16 protein-coding genes, 1 tRNA gene and 2 riboswitches are annotated in these 17,193 nt (G+C 63.2%); of the genes, 7 read left to right on the top strand and 10 right to left on the bottom strand.

The features are described from left to right. Positions 1–82 precede the first annotated feature (82 nt). Positions 83–1,165 carry an NAD(P)/FAD-dependent oxidoreductase gene (locus ACGYK7_RS01870; RefSeq protein WP_394398463.1) on the bottom strand — a complete coding sequence of 361 codons (1,083 nt, stop codon included), beginning with the start codon at positions 1,163–1,165 and terminating at the stop codon, positions 83–85. Between the two features lie 249 nt (positions 1,166–1,414). Between ACGYK7_RS01870 and ACGYK7_RS01865 the strand changes: the two genes are divergently transcribed. The 4 genes from ACGYK7_RS01865 to ACGYK7_RS01850 are packed head-to-tail and all read left to right on the top strand — an operon-like array spanning position 1,415 to position 5,752. Beyond that, positions 1,415–2,506 (top strand): ABC transporter ATP-binding protein, encoded by a 1,092-nt coding sequence (locus tag ACGYK7_RS01865; protein ID WP_394398461.1) that lies wholly within the window; start codon positions 1,415–1,417, stop codon positions 2,504–2,506. A gap of 59 nt (positions 2,507–2,565) precedes the next feature. Beyond that, complete coding sequence (locus tag ACGYK7_RS01860) at positions 2,566–3,609, top strand: ABC transporter substrate-binding protein (RefSeq protein ID WP_394398459.1); 1,044 nt, start codon at positions 2,566–2,568, stop codon at positions 3,607–3,609. A 60-nt stretch (positions 3,610–3,669) separates the two neighbouring features. Further along, positions 3,670–4,899: an ABC transporter permease gene (locus ACGYK7_RS01855; RefSeq protein ID WP_394398457.1), complete on the top strand. Its 1,230-nt coding sequence runs from the start codon at positions 3,670–3,672 to the stop codon at positions 4,897–4,899. Between the two features lie 4 nt (positions 4,900–4,903). After that, positions 4,904–5,752 carry an ABC transporter permease gene (locus ACGYK7_RS01850; protein WP_394398455.1) on the top strand — a complete coding sequence of 283 codons (849 nt, stop codon included), beginning with the start codon at positions 4,904–4,906 and terminating at the stop codon, positions 5,750–5,752. 62 nt (positions 5,753–5,814) lie between these two features. Here the strand turns inward: ACGYK7_RS01850 and ACGYK7_RS01845 are convergent. Next, a tRNA-Lys gene (locus tag ACGYK7_RS01845) sits at positions 5,815–5,890 on the bottom strand. Positions 5,891–5,994: 104 nt separating this feature from the next. Between ACGYK7_RS01845 and dapF the strand changes: the two genes are divergently transcribed. Beyond that, positions 5,995–6,828: a diaminopimelate epimerase gene (dapF, locus tag ACGYK7_RS01840; RefSeq protein ID WP_394398453.1), complete on the top strand. Its 834-nt coding sequence runs from the start codon at positions 5,995–5,997 to the stop codon at positions 6,826–6,828. Next, a complete protein-coding gene (mtaB, locus tag ACGYK7_RS01835; protein ID WP_394398451.1) occupies positions 6,825–8,078 on the top strand; it encodes a tRNA (N(6)-L-threonylcarbamoyladenosine(37)-C(2))-methylthiotransferase MtaB in 1,254 nt (417 codons plus the stop codon). Before dapF ends, mtaB begins: the two co-directional genes overlap by 4 nt. Before the next feature lie 272 nt (positions 8,079–8,350). On the opposite strand, the gene ACGYK7_RS01830 is transcribed toward mtaB, so the two are convergent. The 5 genes from ACGYK7_RS01830 to ACGYK7_RS01810 form a co-directional block, all read right to left on the bottom strand. Continuing rightward, a complete protein-coding gene (locus ACGYK7_RS01830) occupies positions 8,351–9,709 on the bottom strand; it encodes a cytochrome c1 (protein ID WP_394398449.1) in 1,359 nt (452 codons plus the stop codon). An 11-nt stretch (positions 9,710–9,720) separates the two neighbouring features. Beyond that, positions 9,721–11,064, bottom strand: a complete 1,344-nt coding sequence (petB, locus tag ACGYK7_RS01825; protein ID WP_209219596.1) for a cytochrome b — start codon at positions 11,062–11,064, stop codon at positions 9,721–9,723. Between the two features lie 15 nt (positions 11,065–11,079). Then, the gene (gene petA / locus ACGYK7_RS01820; RefSeq protein ID WP_394398447.1) at positions 11,080–11,640 is read right to left on the bottom strand and encodes a ubiquinol-cytochrome c reductase iron-sulfur subunit; all 561 of its coding nucleotides are present in this window, start codon (positions 11,638–11,640) and stop codon (positions 11,080–11,082) included. Positions 11,641–11,830: 190 nt separating this feature from the next. Further along, complete coding sequence (locus ACGYK7_RS01815; protein WP_394398445.1) at positions 11,831–12,439, bottom strand: glutathione S-transferase; 609 nt, start codon at positions 12,437–12,439, stop codon at positions 11,831–11,833. Positions 12,440–12,499: 60 nt separating this feature from the next. Further along, complete coding sequence (locus ACGYK7_RS01810) at positions 12,500–13,114, bottom strand: FMN-binding negative transcriptional regulator (protein WP_394398443.1); 615 nt, start codon at positions 13,112–13,114, stop codon at positions 12,500–12,502. A 58-nt stretch (positions 13,115–13,172) separates the two neighbouring features. Continuing rightward, positions 13,173–13,312, top strand: a riboswitch (FMN riboswitch). A 77-nt stretch (positions 13,313–13,389) separates the two neighbouring features. Between ACGYK7_RS01810 and ACGYK7_RS01805 the strand changes: the two genes are divergently transcribed. After that, entirely contained in the window at positions 13,390–13,872 is a 483-nt protein-coding gene (locus ACGYK7_RS01805; protein WP_394398441.1) for a 6,7-dimethyl-8-ribityllumazine synthase, read from the top strand. On the opposite strand, the gene ACGYK7_RS01800 is transcribed toward ACGYK7_RS01805, so the two are convergent. From ACGYK7_RS01800 to thiB, 3 genes are read right to left on the bottom strand one after another with little or no spacing between them, the layout of a single operon-like run. Further along, entirely contained in the window at positions 13,869–14,561 is a 693-nt protein-coding gene (locus ACGYK7_RS01800) for an ATP-binding cassette domain-containing protein (protein ID WP_394398439.1), read from the bottom strand. The two genes, ACGYK7_RS01805 and ACGYK7_RS01800, sit on opposite strands and share 4 nt — an antisense overlap. After that, on the bottom strand, positions 14,548–16,104 hold the full coding sequence (locus ACGYK7_RS01795; RefSeq protein ID WP_394398437.1) for a thiamine/thiamine pyrophosphate ABC transporter permease ThiP: 1,557 nt from the start codon (positions 16,102–16,104) through the stop codon (positions 14,548–14,550). Before ACGYK7_RS01795 ends, ACGYK7_RS01800 begins: the two co-directional genes overlap by 14 nt. After that, positions 16,080–17,057 (bottom strand): thiamine ABC transporter substrate binding subunit, encoded by a 978-nt coding sequence (gene thiB, locus ACGYK7_RS01790; protein ID WP_394398435.1) that lies wholly within the window; start codon positions 17,055–17,057, stop codon positions 16,080–16,082. Before thiB ends, ACGYK7_RS01795 begins: the two co-directional genes overlap by 25 nt. 34 nt (positions 17,058–17,091) lie before the next feature. Next, a riboswitch (TPP riboswitch) is annotated at positions 17,092–17,193 on the bottom strand.

Here is a 17,193-nt window from a genome sequence, read left to right as displayed (position 1 = left end):
CACATCTCGCCGCGCAATGCCTGCTGGCGTCGGGATAAGCGCCCTATTCTTAGGTATAGAGCGCCTCTCCCTCGGGCTGCGGTTAATGCCTGTTCAGAAGCTTTTGGTACTTCGATACGAAGAGATGCGCGCCCTTCATCTTTTGCGTCGCCCAATCGCCCGCGGTGAAGAGCATCAAAAAGCTATTGCCGCGCATCGGCCCCAAGGGCAGGAGAAGTGGCGCCTCCGCGCCCCAAGGGCGATAGGTTTTCATATCCGCCAGCTTGCGGCCCGTGATCAGCCCGGTGAGGGTCTTTCTCAGCCAAGGCAACTGGCGACTGACCGCGACGATGGTCATGTTGTCCCCGGGGTCTGCCACATCCCCCGCGGCAAAGACATTGGGCAAGGTCGAGGGGCGCAGATAGCCGTCGGTCTTGATCCGCTCCGCGGCGGTGACCTCGGCCCCCGGCAGGTTCTTCAACAACTCAGAGGCGGCGCGCGCACCCAAAACGGGGAAGATCAGGTCGAAACTCCGCGCCGCCCCGCCGTCGAGGGTGAGGCTGCCCGCGTGCGGCTCTGTCATGGAGGCGAGCCCTTCGGCCTTCTTGCCGAGGATCAGCTCCACCCCGGCGCGCTTCAGCTTCCTGCTCAGCGAGGCACCAAGGCTGTCGGGCTTTCCGGCAAAAAGCTTGTCGTCTTTGGTGATCAGGGTGATCTTTTTGTCGGGCATGGCATGGGCAATCTCACCGGCTAGCTCGACCCCGACAGCGCCTGCACCGATGATGCCCACGGTCTTGGCCGCCAGCAGCTTCTGCCGCGTCTCTTGGTTCGCGGCCCGCAGCCCGTCGATGTCTGCGCCCTTTGGTTTGAACGGCGTCGCATAGTCCGAGCCGGTGGCGACGACGATGTAATCCGCCTCGACCCGCGTCCCGTCCTCCAATGTGACACCATTGCCATCCACTCCAGTCGCCCGCGCCGCGACGACACGGCCCCGCTTCAACAAACGGTCATAGGGGATCAGCGATTGCTCGACCAAACTGGGCTGCACCACGGCGCGGATCATCGCGGAGGCATGTACGAAATGACTGCGCGGCTCGATCAAGGTGACCTCGGCAATCTCGTCCATCGCCTTGGCCAGTTCGGCCCCCAGATAGCCGCCCCCTACGATTGCGATACGCTTGCCCATGGGGGTCTCTCCTTTTGGTCGGTTTCGCCTGCCGGACAGTCTGCCCGCGTGGTCAGCTATCTACATAGGTGCCCTCTCACCAATGTCTTGCAGAACGTGGCCAAAGCCGCCGATCTTGCCGTCACAGGGGGCTAGATGCTTACGCGATAAGCGCGGGGAAGGGCGCGATTCTCTTAAACGGTGCAACATATTGTTTAGAATCATCGCACCTGCTTAACTCCCCCAAGCGACAGGGAGAGCCGCGACACAATGAAAGACACCAAAGCAGAGACTTTTCTGCGTTTCGATAACGTCAAGAAGAGCTACGATCAGGAAAATCTCGTCGTCAAAGGTTTCGACATGGATGTGCAGGAGGGGGAGTTCATCACCCTTCTTGGCCCCTCCGGCTCGGGCAAGACCACCGTGTTGATGATGCTGGCGGGGTTTGAGAGCGTGACCTCAGGCGATATCGCCATCAATGGCCGGTCGATCAACAAGACCGCGCCGAACAAGCGCAACATCGGCATGGTGTTCCAGAACTACGCGCTGTTTCCGCATATGACTGTCGCCGAAAACCTCGCCTATCCGCTGAGCGTGCGCAAAATGCCCAAGGCGGACATCAAGGACCGGGTGGCCGAGTATCTGTCGCTGGTGGAGCTTTCGGCCTTTGGCGACCGTCGCCCCGGGCAGCTTTCGGGCGGGCAACGGCAACGCGTGGCGCTGGCCCGCGCGATGATCTTCCAGCCGACGCTGATCCTGATGGACGAGCCTCTTGGCGCGCTCGACAAGAACCTGCGCGAGCAGATGCAGTTCGAGATCACCCGCCTGCACAAGCAGATCGGCTTTACCGTGATCTACGTCACCCACGACCAGACCGAGGCGCTGTCGATGTCCGACCGGATCGCCGTCTTCAACGACGGTGTGGTGCAGCAATGCGCCCCGCCCGCGGAATTGTACGAGCGCCCGGTGAATGCCTTCGTGGCCGAGTTCATCGGCGAGAACAATTTCGTGCAGGGCCGTGTCACCCGGATCGAAGGGGAGATCGCCAAGGTTGAGACAGACACCGGCACCATCACCACACAGACCTCCGAAGGGCTGACCGAAGGCGCGCAATGCCGCGTCTCGATCCGGCCCGAGAAACTGTTCATTCACCCCACGACCCATGCGCATGACAACGCGCTGACGGCGACCTTTGTCACGCGCATCTACGTGGGCGATTTCATCCGATATTATTTCCGCCTGCCGGACGGCACCGACATTATCGTCAAAGTGCTCAACGACCTGTCCGCACCCGAGTTCGACGAGGGCGCGACGGCGCAGCTGTTGTCCCTGACGAAAGACTGCATCGCCTTTGCCAATTAAGGGCGACCGGGGGCAAACCGGGGCCCCGCATAAAACCTGGACATGACAAGGAGAGACCGATGAAAAAGCATTTGAGTTATCTGGCCACCGCGGCGCTGATCGCCAGCCCCGCCTTGGCCGAGGATCTGACGGTAACGTCCTTTGGCGGGGCTTATGGCGCCGCGCAGATGGAGCATATGATCCAGCCCTATATGGACAAATCCGGCACCAACATCCTGTTCGAAGACTACGGCGGCGGCGTGGCCGAAATGAAGGCGCAGGTCGAGGCGGGCAACATCCTGTGGGATGTCGTCGACATCGAAGTGATCGACCTCGAACGCGCCTGTGCCGAGGGCTATCTGGAAGTGATCGACCAATCGGTTCTGCCCGATGGCGACGATGGCACCCCGGCGGCGGATGACTTCATCGATGACGCGCTGGCCAATGAATGCGGCGTGGGCAATATCGTCTGGTCCGTCGTCTTTGCCGTGAACACCGAGAACGGCGAAGGCCCGAAAACCATCGAAGATTTCTTTGATACCGAGACGTTCCCCGGCAAACGTGGTCTGCGCAAGCGGCCTCAGGTCAATATGGAATGGGCGCTGCTGGCCGATGGCGTCGCCCCGGAAGAGGTCTATGAGGTGCTTTCCACCGAAGAGGGGCAGAAGCGCGCCTTTGCCAAGCTCGACACCATCAAGGACGACATCACTTGGTACGACAGCTGGTCGCAGGCCCCCGTGCTGCTGAACGACGGCGGGGCGACCATGGTGCAATCCGCCAATGGCCGCATCTTCGCCGCGATCAAGGACGATGGCGCCCCCTTCGAGATCGTCTGGGACAGCCACATCTATGACCTCGACGTTTGGGCCATCATGAAGGGCACCGAGAAGAAAGAAGAGGCGATGGAGTTCATCAAATTCGCCACCGGCACCGTGCCGCTCTCGGGCATGCAGGACGTGGCCTATGGCCCGACCCGTGCCTCTGCCCAAGCGCTGCTGCCCGAGGACGTAAAGCAAGATCTGCCCACCGCGCATCTTGACGAAGGCGTCAAGGCCGATGGCATCTTCTGGGCCGACTATGGCGAGACGTTGGGCGAGAAGTTCAACGAATGGCTGCTGCAATAAGCACCCCGCTCCGCGCCTGACCGGGCGCGGGGCACCCACCCCGTATAGAAGAGTTACCGCGTGTCCAGCCTCACTTCCCAAGACGCCGCCAACGCCCGTCGCCAAATGCGCAGGCGCCGCCTGCAAGCGTTTCTTTTCGTGGTGCCGCTGCTGCTCTTCATCCTTTTCGCCTTTGTCGCCCCGATCACCACGATGCTGTTCCGCAGCGTCTACAATCCCACCGTGGCCGAACTGGTGCCCGAGACGCTGACCATGTTGGAGGACTGGGAGGGCGAGACCCTGCCCGATGCGGCGGTCATCACCCAAATGGCTATCGACATGAAGCGCATGGCAAACAACCGCACCTCCGGCAGGTTCGCCGATGAGATCAACCGCGCCTTGCCCGGCATGTCGAGCGTCATCAAATCCACCGCCCGGGGCCTGCGCCGGGCCGAGGATGCCGAGCTTGCCGCCGATGGCGCGCAGATGCTGCTGGAGGAAAACGAGCGCTGGTCCCGGCCTGCCACCTGGCGCGCGATCCGCAGCGCCGGGCAGGTCTATACCTCGAGCTATTACCTCACCGCCGTCGATATGGAATACGACGCCGAAGGGGAGATCGTCCTACGCGACACGCAGATTTACAAACAGCTCTATACCAAGACGCTGAAGATGGCGCTGATCATCACCGGGCTGACAATGCTGCTGGGCTATCCGCTGGCCTTCTACATGTCGCAGGCCAGCCCCGCGCGCGCCAACTTCCTGATGGTCTTTGTCCTGCTGCCCTTCTGGACCTCGCTTCTGGTCCGCACCACCGCCTGGATCGCGCTTCTACAGGCCGGGGGCGTGGTAAATTCCTCGCTGCTCTGGGCGGGGCTGATCAATGAGCCGATCGAGCTTCTCTACAACGAGTTCTCCACCATCCTCGCCATGACCCATATCCTGCTGCCCTTCATGGTGCTGCCGCTCTACGCCGTGATGCGCGGGATCGACGCAAGCTTCATGCGCGCGGCGATCTCCATGGGGTCGAACCCGATTGGGGCGTGGTACAAGATCTACCTGCCGATGAGCCTGCCAGGCCTCTCTGCCGGGGCGCTCTTGGTCTTCATCATCTCCGTGGGCTACTACATCACGCCCGCGCTGGTGGGCGGCACCGACGGGCAGATGATCTCCAACATCATCGCCTTCCACATGCAGGTGTCGAACAACTGGGAGCTGGCGGCGGCCTTGGGCTCGCTCCTGCTGATCCTGATCCTCGTTCTCTACTGGCTGTTCGACCGTTTCGTCGGCACCGACAACCTCAAGCTGGGATGACGCCATGAGCCAACTGCCCGACTATTACACGATCTGGCACAAGGCGGGGCATTACGGCCTGCGCATCATGGCCGGGCTGGTGCTGATCTTCCTGATGCTGCCGATCCTCGTGATCATGCCGCTGTCGTTCAATGCCGAGCCCTTCTTCACCTTCACCCAAGGCATGCTCTCGCTCGATCCGGACGCCTATTCGACCCGCTGGTATCACGAGATCGTCGATGACCAGAAATGGCGCATCGCGATTCGCAACTCCTTCCTTATCGGCATTGCCGCGGCCAGCATTGCCACGGTGCTGGGCACGCTGGCGGCGGTCGGCCTCGCCTCGCCCTGGATGCCGTTCAAACGGGTGATCACCGCGCTGCTGCTCTCGCCGATGATCGTGCCGCTGATCATCATCGCGGCGGGCATGTTCTTCTTCTACACGCAGTTCAACCTCGTGGGCACCTTCACCGGGCTGATCATCGCCCATGCCGCGCTTGGCGTGCCGTTTGTCATCATCACCGTCACCGCGACGCTCAGCGGCTTCGACCGCTCGCTCTTCGTGGCAGGGCTCAGCCTCGGTGCCTCGCCGATCAAAGTGTTCTGGGACGTGGTGATTCCGCTCATTCGCCCCGGCGTGATCTCGGGCGGGCTTTTTGCCTTCGTCACCTCCTTCGACGAGGTGGTGCTGGTGCTCTTCCTCGCCGGTCCCGAACAGCGCACGATTCCGCGGCAGATGTTCTCGGGCCTGCGCGAACAGATCAACCCGACGATTCTGGCGGTGGCGACGCTTCTGGTCGTGCTCTCGGCGACGATGCTTTTTGTGCTCGAAGCGCTGCGGCGGCGCTCGGCCCGGTTGCGCGGTCAGGAATGACCGCATCCGCCCGCGGGCGGCACCAAACACCTGATCCATAACCATTTAAGGAGGGGGGTGAGTGGTGAGCCGTGATGGGTTCGAACCATCGACCTACTGATTAAAAGTCAGTTGCTCTACCAACTGAGCTAACGGCCCACTAGGCGGGTAACTAGAAATTACGGGCGGCAGGGTCAAGCCCTTAATTACGAAAATATTGCGAGATGCTGGATTAGTTTTCATGCCGGGGTTATATGCGCCGAATGTACAGCGATCAGACCCCCGGACTGCCCTTCATGAAGATGCATGGGCTTGGCAACGACTTCGTCGTGCTCGACGCACGCGCGGAGGAAATCAACGTGACCCCGGCGATGGCACAGGCCATCGGGCACCGGCAATTTGGCGTGGGATTCGATCAGCTTGCGGTGATCACGCACGGCACGGGCGACGCGCATCTGACCTTTTACAACTCCGACGGCTCGCTCTCCGCCGCCTGCGGCAACGCCACCCGCTGCATCGCGCGCTATCTGATGGACGACACGGGCCGCGATTCGCTGCATCTGACCACCGCGCGCGGCGATCTGGCAGCGAAAGATGCCGGGGGCGGCCTGACCTCGGTCAACATGGGCCACCCGCAGCTGAAGTGGGACGAGGTGCCAATGGCGCGCGAGATGGACACGCTGCATCTGCCGCTCGACGGCGACCCGACAGCGACCGGGATGGGCAACCCGCATTGCACCTTCTTCGTCGCGGATGCCGAGGCGGTGGACCTTGCCGATCTTGGCCCCCGCGCCGAGCATGATCCGCTTTTCCCTGAGCGCACCAACGTGCAAGTCGCGCAGATTGTCGGCCCGGATCACATCCGTATGCGCGTTTGGGAGCGTGGCGTCGGCGTGACGCTCGCCTCGGGTTCCTCCTCCTGCGCCACCGCCGTCGCCGCCGCGCGCCGGGGCCTCACGGGCCGTGCCGTGCGCATCGACCTCGACGGCGGAACGCTGCATATCGACTGGCGCGAAGACGGTGTCTGGATGACCGGGCCGACGATGCATGTCTTCTCCGGCAGCCTCACCCCCGAGTTCTTGGAGAGCCTGACATGAGCGCCCCGATCTTCAGCACCATGGGCTGCCGCCTCAACGCCTATGAAACCGAGGCGATGAAGGAACTCGCCGAACAGGCCGGCCTGGAGAACGCCGTGGTGGTCAACACCTGCGCGGTCACTGCCGAGGCGGTGCGCAAAGCGCGTCAGGACATCCGCAAACTCCGCAAGGCGCATCCCGGGGCGCGGCTCATCGTCACCGGCTGCGCGGCCCAGACCGAGCCCGAAACCTTTAACGCCATGCCCGAAGTCGATGCCGTGATCGGCAACACCGAGAAGATGCAGGGCGCGACATGGCAGGGCATGGCCGCCGATTTCATCGGCGAGACCGAGAGCGTGCAGGTCGACGACATCATGTCGGTGACCGAGACGGCAGGCCATCTGATCGACGGTTTCGGCACCCGTAGCCGCGCCTATGTGCAGGTCCAGAACGGCTGCGACCACCGCTGCACCTTCTGCATTATCCCCTATGGCCGGGGAAATTCGCGTTCGGTGCCCGCGGGCGTCGTGGTGGACCAGATCAAGCGGCTGGTGGACAAGGGTTTCAACGAGGTGGTGCTGACCGGGGTCGACCTGACCTCTTGGGGCGCGGACCTCCCAGCGACACCGAAGCTCGGCGATCTGGTGATGCGCATCCTGAAGCTGGTGCCCGACCTGCCGCGGCTGCGGATCTCCTCCATCGATTCGATCGAGGTGGACGAGAACCTGATGCAGGCCATCGCCACCGAGCCGCGCCTGATGCCGCATCTGCACCTGTCGTTGCAGCATGGCGATGACATGATCCTCAAGCGCATGAAGCGCCGGCACCTGCGCGATGATGCGATCCGCTTTGCCCAAGAGGCCCGCGCGCTGCGCCCCGACATGACCTTCGGCGCCGACATCATTGCCGGTTTCCCGACCGAGACCGAGGCGATGTTCGACAATTCGCTGAAACTGGTCGAGGAATGCGACCTGACCTGGCTGCATGTCTTCCCCTACTCCGCCCGCCCCGGCACCCCCGCGGCGCGGATGCCTGCGGTGAACGGTGCTGCGATCAAGGAGCGTGCCGCACGGCTGCGTGCCGCTGGCGAACGGCAGGTGCAACGGCATCTGAAGGCGCAGGTGGGGCAAACGCACGATGTGCTGATGGAGAATCCTCACATGGGGCGCACGGCGCAGTTCACCGAGGTGACTTTTGCCGCGCCACAGGTCGAGGGCGACATCGTGCGCGCCGAGATCACCGGGATTTCCGGCGCGCAGTTGACCGCCTGAGAGCAACCCCAGTAGCGCGCAAAGGACAACGCCCTCCCTAGGGGGGCGATCGGACGAGGCTATCTGCCAACCGTCCGCCACACCCGAAACGATCCCGCATTCTGCAACGTGTCAAATCGCCCGCCGGAGGGAGAGAGGGCGATGCCCGCTGTGCCACCGGGCGAAGCCTGTCGAGAGGTTTTAGGCCAAATGGCCGCCGTCACTTCGCATGGTCAGAAAAAAGGGCGCCGGTTTCCCGACGCCCTTCGCATGTCTCAAAGGCCGTGGCCCGATCAGTCGTCCTTGCGGCGGTTTTTGACCGGCGCCCAGAGCTTTTTGTTGGTTAGATAGAGCAGCACCGAGAGCAGACCCAGCAGAACAACCCCAGCAAAGCCAGCCTGTTTGCGTGCGCCCAGCTTCGGCTCGGCAGTCCACATCAGGAAGGCAGAGACATCTTCGGCCATGTGCTGCACGTCATTGGCATGCTCATCCGCGAACTCGACCAGCCCATCGGAAAGCGGAGGCGCCATGGCGATCCAGCCGCCCGGGAAAACCGTGTTCTCATAAAGAACCGTGCCCGCCTGCTCTTTCTCTTCGCCGGTGTAGCCGGCCAGAAGTGCTGTGATATACTCCGGCCCGCCGATCCCTTTGAGGAACTGGTTGATGCCCAGACCGTAGGGGCCATGGAACGCGGCGCGCTTCTTGGCCATCAGCGACAGGTCCGGTGCATTCGGCAGGTTGGAGCCGGGGAAGTGATCGACCGGGGTGCCGGGGCGGGTGTCGTCCAGCTCGGCGTCATAGACGTCATAGCCCTTGGCGTATTCGATCACCTGCTCTTCGGGCATGTTCGGACCGCTTTCGTCCGCCAATGTCCGCATCGCGACATATTCCAGACCGTGGCAGGCTGCGCAGACCTCGGTATAGATCTGCAGACCGCGCTGAAGCTGGTTTACGTCGTAACCGCCGAAGGGACCATCGAAGGAAAAGTCGATGTCGTCGATATGCGGTGTGGCGTGGGAATCCCCACCGTGACCGTCTTCATCCGCGTGATCGTCGGCATGGTCGTCCGTGCCGTGATCATCGGTTTCCATCACACCGACATTGGGGTCATCGCCATGCGCTTGCCCGTCGACTTCATCCTCTGCGATGACTTCGTTTTCGGCGTTTTCCTCGGCGGTCGACTGTACTTCGTCCGTGGCATCGACCTCTTCGGCAGGCGCTTCTGTGTCAGCCGCATCCTCGGCGGCGGTCTCTTCGGCCGGAGCCTCTTCCGCTGCCGCTGGGTCTTCCGCGGGTGCCTCTTCGGTGGTCACCTCGTCAGCCGGGGCGTCTTCGGCCGCAGCCTCTTCAGCAGGGGCTTCTTCAGTCGCGGCGTCCTCGGCAGGAGCCGCCTCAACCGCCGGTTCCTCTGCCGGGGCCGCTTCGGCCTCGGGTTCGGCGTCTGTCGCGTCAGCTTCAGCCGGTGCTGCCTCGGCGGGTGCTTCTTCCGCTGCCGGTTCTTCGGCAGGCGCGGTTTCCGCTTCGACCTCCGGCGTTTCCGCCGGAGTGGTCAGCAGTTCTTCTTCCGTCGCCGTGTCCTGTGCCAGCATTGCCGTTCCCGGCAGGGCGAGGCCCAGAGTGACCACGGCAGAAAGGAGGTTGGTCTTCATCATGGTCATGATCCTTATTCCGCCGGGTTCACAAGCGTCTTGGTGCCGCCTGCCTTGGGCGCATAATGCGCATCAAAGTCGGCTTCGATGGTTTCAGGCTGCGCCAAGGGCTTCTCGATCACGCCCAAGAGGGGCAGGATGACGAGGAAATAGGCGAACCAATAGGTTGCTGCGATCAGCGAGAAGGTCGCATAGGGCTCCTCCGCGGGCATCGCACCCAGCCACATCAGGGCGAAGAAGTCGATCACCAAGAGGGCGAACCACCATTTGAACATCGGACGATACCGGCCCGAGCGGACCGAGGAGGTGTCGAGCCACGGCACCAGCGCCATGACCGCGATCGCCCCGAACATCGCCAGCACGCCAAAGAACTTGGCGTCGATGATGCCACCGGTCACGAAGGACGCGATTTGCACGACCCAAACCTCGGAAGTGAAGGCCCGCAGGATCGCGTAGAAGGGCAGGAAGTACCATTCCGGCACGATATGTGCAGGAGTCGCCAGCGCGTTGGCTTCGATGTAGTTGTCCGGGTGGCCCAGATAGTTCGGCATGAAGCCCACAACGGCGAAGAACAACGTCAGGATCACAGCCAGCGCAAAGAGGTCCTTGATCACGAAGTAGGGCCAGAAAGGCAGCGTGTCTTTCTTGGCGTCCTCTTTCGAGGTGCGGCGCACTTCGACCCCGGTGGGGTTGTTGTTGCCGGTGGTGTGGAAGGCCCAGATGTGCAGCACCACGAGGCCCGCGATCACGAAGGGCAGCAGATAGTGCAGCGAGAAGAAGCGGTTCAGCGTCGCGTTGTCCACGGCAGGCCCGCCCAAGAGGAAGGTCTGAAGACCCTCGCCCACGAAGGGGATCGCGCCAAAGAGGCCGGTGATCACGGTCGCGCCCCAGAAGGACATCTGACCCCAAGGCAGAACGTAGCCCATGAAGCCGGTGGCCATCATCAGCAGGTAGATCAACATGCCGATGATCCATGTGATCTCACGCGGGGCCTTGTAAGACCCGTAGTAGAGACCACGGAAGATGTGGGCATAGACAGCGATAAAGAACAGCGACGCGCCGTTCATATGCAGGTAGCGGATCATATAGCCGCCGTTCACGTCACGCATGATGTGCTCGACCGAGGCGAAGGCCAGATCGACATGCGGCGTGTAGTGCATCACCAGAACGATGCCAGTGATGATTTGCAGTGCCAGACAGAAGGTCAGCACGATGCCCCAGATCCACATCCAGTTCAGGTTCTTGGGCGTGGGGATCATCAATGTGTCGTACAACAGGCCAACGATGGGAAGGCGGCGGTGCAGCCACTTTTCGCCGTTCGAATTCGGCTCGTAATGGTCGTGAGGAATTCCAGACATCTCTCTTCCGCTCCCTTAACCCAGTTTGATCGTGGACTCATCCACGAATTCGGCGACAGGCACCGGCAAGTTGCGCGGTGCCGGCCCTTTACGGATGCGGCCCGCCGTATCGTAGTGCGACCCGTGACAGGGGCAGAACCAGCCGCCAAAGTCACCCGCATCACCCAAGGGCACGCAGCCAAGGTGCGTGCAGACGCCCATCTGAACCAACCACTCGCCGTTCTCGTCCAAGGCGCGGTTGGCGTCCGTGGCGGGCACGTCACCGCCAAGGTTGGCGTTCTGCGCGATGGGGTCCGGCAGGCTGGACACGTCGACAGCGCTTGCCTCTTTGATCTCGGCCTCGGTGCGGCGGCGAATGAACACCGGCTTGCCCAGCCATTTCACGGTCAGCTGCGTCCCGACTTCGACGCCGGACACATCCACGCGAATGGACGACAGCGCCTTTACGTCGGCAGAGGGGTTCATCTGGTTGACCAACGGCCAGACGGCGGCACCAACGGCGACGGCACCTGTACCGGCTGTCGCGTAATACAGGAAATCCCTCCGGGTGCCTGCGTGTTCTTCTGCTTGGGACACGGGTTTACTCCAATTCTTGGCCAAATCTGGCCGTCAGACATAGGGGTGGCGTCACCTTGCCACCTGACTTCTCGCCGCTATCTACCGGGATGGACCGCGCCCGTCCAGATGTCAAAGCCGCGCATCTTGGATCAACCGCGCCACAACGCGGCAAAAATACCGCGATTGTGGCAATATCATTACGGCGCGCTTACTGCGGCGGCGTGGTATGGGTCATCGCGGGGCGCGAATCAAAGGCGTCGAACCATGCCGCCAGATCGGGATTCCCGGCACGCCAATCCCGCGCGCCATGGCGGAAATCGACATATCCCAAGGCGGAGCCAAGTGCGATTTGCCCCATGTCCAAAGGCCCGGCCAGATGCGCAGCCCATTGATTGTTAAGCGTCTTACAGGCGCGTTCGACCTTGCCCCACTGGCCCTCGACCCACTCAGACATGCGTTTGTCTTCGGGGCGCAGCTTGCCTTCGTAGACCATGGCGAGCGCGGCATCGAGGATGCCATCCGCCGTGGCTTCCAGCGTCAAAGTGTCCCACCTGCTTGCACCTTGGGGGTAAAGCCCCGCTCCGGCGCGGTCATCCAGATAGGCGCAGATCACCCGGCTGTCATAAAGCGTGCAGCCGTCTGGCCGCTCCAACGCGGGCACTTTGGTCAGCGGGTTGCGCGCGGCAAAGCCCTCGGCCGGGGCCAGCGGCGTGCCCGATGTCGGCTCCAGCGCGACATCGTCAAGCTGGCCGGTCTCATGCAGCAGCACCATGACCTTGCGGACATAGGGCGAGGTTGGAGAATAAAATAGTTTCACGTAAAGTCCCCCCTTGGTTGTCCGCACTATTCAACGGCGCCGCGCCGGACGCAACGGCGATCACACCCCGCGCATCAGGGCTGCCATCACCGCCGGATCCGTGCCGAATCCATGTGCCGCCATCTGATCCGCCGCCGCGAGACGCACGGCCGCATCCTTGTTCTGTCCCAGCTTCCATGTGCCGTCGACTCCGGTGACGCGAAGGTGACAAGGCACGATCATCCGAAGCATCTTGTCCCGCGCCTCGGGGGTCATCTTCTCCATCTTCCACGGGGCCTTTGGGGCCAGCCGCGCCTCATACACCGCCGATTGCCGTGCCAGCAGATCCGGCAGTTCCTCTGCCGGGCGAAGCACCAGCGTGCCGGTCAGATGCACGGCCACATAGTTCCATGTCGGCACCTGATCCTCGATCCCGTACCAATCCGGCGAGACATAGCTATCGGCCCCAGTCACCGCCAAACGCACCGGATGCGGGGTTTTCAGCGCCCGCGCGATGGGGTTCGAGCGCACCAGATGCAACTCGGCCAAATCCCCGGCGTCGTTCAGGATGAAGGGCACATGCGCCATCAACGGCCCCTCAGCCCCGTTGATCGCCAAGACGCCAAAGCCGGTGTCACGGGCAAAGGCAAGGTTCCGGTCGCGGCCCTCTTTGCGGTAGATCGGATTGGGGTGCATGGTGTCTCCTATGCGTTTGTTTTGGTATTGCAGAGCCTTGTGCAACTTGGCAACCTGACATCATTCTCAGGGCGGGGCGAAATTCCCCACCGGCGGTAAGCGGTCCCCGCAAGCCCGCGAGCGGCCTTTCCGAAGGTGTCAGCAGATCTGGTGCAATTCCAGAGCCGACGGTCACAGTCCGGATGAAAGAGAATGCGAACAAGGACGGGGGCGAAGCCCCGGTCGTTGCGCGTGATCGCCTTGGGTGGACGTGTCTGAACCTAAAGGAGATCACCATGACACAAGAACGTTCCGCCCGTTTCGCCTTTGTGCGTGCAAGCTGGCATGCGGATATCGTCGACCGCGCCTATGACGGATTTACCGAAGTGATCGACGCCGCACAGGTGGACAGTTTCGCCGTTCCCGGCGCCTTTGAACTGCCGCTCATGGCGTGGCGTCTGGCCAAGACCGGGCGCTATGACGCCGTGATCTGCGCGGCTTTCGTGGTAGATGGCGGCATTTACCGGCATGACTTCGTGGCGCAGACGGTGGTCGATGGGCTGATGCGCGTGGGGCTGGACTGCGACCTGCCGGTGCTGTCGGTCTCGCTCACCCCGCACCACTATCAGGAAACGGATCATCACAATGCGATCTACCGCGACCATTTCGTCACCAAGGGGCGCGAGGCCGCGCAGGCCGCCCTCGGCATGACCCAAGCGCTGGAGAGGTTTTCTTCAAAAGAAAACGGCGCGGAAATTTCGGAAATTTCCGCCGCCTAGCCGAGATAGGCGCGCAGGGCCGGGGGCGGGTTGTCGAGCAATTCCGCCGCCGGCCCCGGCGCATGGGCGCGCCCGCCTTCGACAAAGATCACCTCATCCGCGATGCGGCGCACGTCGTCGGGTGCATGGGTCACCATGATCAGCCCCGCCCCGGTCTCCCGGGCGAGGTCTTGGACCAAATCCAGCATCTCGACCCGAAGCGCGGGGCCGAGCGCGGCAAAGGGCTCATCCAACAGCACCCAAGGCCGCGCCTGCACCAACACCCGCGCCAGCGCCACCCGGCTTTGCTGTCCGCCAGACAGCGCCCCGGGGCGTTTCGCGGCGTGATCGCTGAGCCCCACCCGCATGAGGGCGGCATCGACCGCCTCCCGGTCCGCCGCTTTCAGCCGCAGGTCAGGGCGCAGGCCAAGGCCGACGTTCTGCCGCACGGTGAGATGCGGAAACAGGTTGTTGTCTTGAAACAGCATCGTCATGCCGCGCTGGCCGGGATGCTGATCCGTGATTTCCTCCCCCTCCCGCAGCAGCCGCCCCGCGGCCACCGGCACGAACCCACAGATTGCCGCCAGCAGGGTCGACTTGCCCGACCCCGAGGGGCCGATCACCGCGTAGTTGCGCCCCTGCGCCAGTGTCATATCGGCGACGAGGCTGAAATCGCCCCGCTCAATGCGCGTTTCCTCAAGCGTCAGCATGCCAGCGCCCCCATTTGTCGCAGATGAAAAACACCGCCAGCGCCAAGACCAGCAAAAGCAGCGCCGCGCCCGCTGCGGCCTCCATCCGGTAGGCGCCCATCAGACGGTACATCTGCAAAGGCAGCGTCGCACGATTCTGATCGGCGAAAAGCGCGATCACGCCGAGATCCCCCACCGAGAGCGCCCCCGTCAGCCCGGCGGCAAAGCCCAGCTGTGGGCGCAGACGCGGCAGGACCAACAGCCGCCACAGCGCCCATCCCGTCATGCCGAAGGTCTGTGTCAGCGGGCCATAGTCCTGCAAGGTTTCGCGCAGCCGCGGCACCAAAATGCGCAGCACGAAAGGCAGCGCCATCAGCGCGTTGACCAAAGCGGTCACCGGCAGGCTCAGCCGCGCCGGGTCCAGCACCGGGTTGATCAAGATGAACCACCCCGTGCCAATCATCAGCGGCGAGGCCGCAAGCCCCATCAGGCCAATCGCCTCCACCCCGCCGCGCCGCCGGGTGGCGATCCAGCCTGCCATCGGCAGCGCCAGCAGGGCCAATACCGCCACGCTCAACCCCGCCACCAGAATGCTATTCCCGGTGGCCTGCCAGACCGAGGCGGGCAGCTGCGCGATCCCCGCCAGCCCGCGCAGAACCACCGCCGCCAGCGGCAGCAACAGGAACAGCGCGGCGAGCGCGATGACGGTGATGTCGAGCAACCGCTGCGCGCCGCCCCGCGCATCCCAGCGGCGCAGGGGGCGGTCCAATCCGCCGCCCAAGCTGATCGGCGGAATCAGCCAAAGCGCCGCCACCGCCGCAGCCCCCGCGAGCACAAGCTGCACCACCGACAACAGTGCGGCGCGCCCCAGATCGAAATCGAACCGAAAGGCCTGATAGATCGCCAGTTCGATCGTCGTCGCCCGTGGCCCACCGCCCAGCGTCAGCGCCACGGCGAAACTGGTCAGGCAAATCACGAAAATCAGCGCCGCCACACCGGGCAGCACCTGCCGCAGCATCGGCCATTCCAGCGCCAGAAACAGCGCCCGCGGCGTTATCTGGAGTTGCCCCGCAAGCCGAAACCGCTCAGACGGGATGCTCTGCCAGCCTTGCAGCAAAAGCCGCGTCGCCAGCGGCAGGTTGAAGAACACATGCGCCAGAACCACGCCGTGCAGCCCGTAGATCGACAGCGGCGGCAGGCCAAGAGCCGCGCCAAATTGGTTCAGCACGCCCGACCGGCCAAAGACCGTCAGCAGCCCCAGCACCGCCACGATCACCGGCAGAATGAAGGGCGCGCCCAGCAGGATGATCAGCGCGCCACGCCCCCAGAACCGCCGCCGCGCCAAGGCCCGCGCCACCGGCACGGCCAGCAGCACCGAAAGCACCGCCGACCAGACCGCCTGCGTCACGGTAAACCGCACCGCCGCCCAATCCGCCGGACCAAGCCCTGCACCCACATCGGCTGCCGTAAAAACAGCGACCAAGGCCGCAAGGATCAGCCCCGCGACCAGCGCGGCGGCGAAAAGCCCCGTTTTGCCGCTTAACGCGACAGCGCGGTCAGCCATTCGCCCAATGCCTCCTCACGCAGCGCGGGGACTTCGCCGTTCGGCACCAAAAGCGCCTTGCCGGGCTGGATCATGCCCTCGAACCCTTCGGGCAGACCGCCTTCGGGCGTCACGGCGGGATACATCCAGTTGGTCGTCGGCAGCACCGATTGCGCGGCATCAGAGACGAGGTATTGCAAGAACCGATCCGCCAGTTCCGGCTGATCCGACCCGGCGAGTTTCCCCGCCACTTCGATCTGCATGTAATGGCCTTCGTCAAACAGCGCCGCGGTCTTGCTGTCGTTCTCCTCCGCGATCAGGTGATAGGCGGGGGAAGTCGTGTAGCTCAGCACCATGTCGGCCTCGCCTTCAAGGAAGAGGCCATAGGCTTCGGACCAACCCTTTGTCACGGTCACGACGTTATCGGCCAGCCCCGCCCAAACCTCGGGCGCGGCGTCGCCATAGGCCGCTTTGACCCACATCAGCAGCCCCAAGCCCGGCGTCGAAGAGCGCGGATCTTGGATCACGATTTTCAGATCGCTCTCGGCCAGCGCCTTGAAATCGCCGGGCGCGTCCAGATCGGTGCCGTGGACAAAGGCGAAATAGCCCCAGTCATAGGGCACGAAAACTTCGTCTTCCCAAGTGATCGGCAGGTCATAGTCGGCCTGCAACCCGCTCGGCGCGAACAATTCGGTCTCTTTCGCCGCGGCGATCAGGCTGGTGTCGAGCCCCAGCACGATATCCGCGTCCGACCGCGCGCCTTCCAGCTTGAGCCGCGCCAGCAAGGCCGCACCGTCGCCCATGCCAACGAATTTCAGATCGCAGCCGCAGTCGGCCTCGAACCCCTCTTCGATGGCCGGCCCCGGTCCCCATTCGGTGACGAAACTGTCGTAGGTATAGACCGTCAATTCAGGCGTCTCGGCCCATGCGGCTGATGCGCCCATGAGGCCCGCAGCAAGTGTAAGATACTTCATTGCATCCTCCTTTTGCGGCGAAAGGTAAAAGGTGGATGTCTGTCCTGACCTTCCCTCCGCCGGTGTTAACCGGTTCAGGTTCAACGGGTCCGCGCGACACGCACATCTCAGCCCAAAGGCCCCCCGAGGTAGCGTC

This window comes from Sulfitobacter sp. 1A15299 (genome assembly GCF_043556915.1).
Taxonomy (GTDB): Bacteria; Pseudomonadota; Alphaproteobacteria; order Rhodobacterales; family Rhodobacteraceae; genus Sulfitobacter.
Note: the sequence above shows the minus strand (reverse complement) of the source record. Positions and strands in the feature narration are given on the sequence as shown.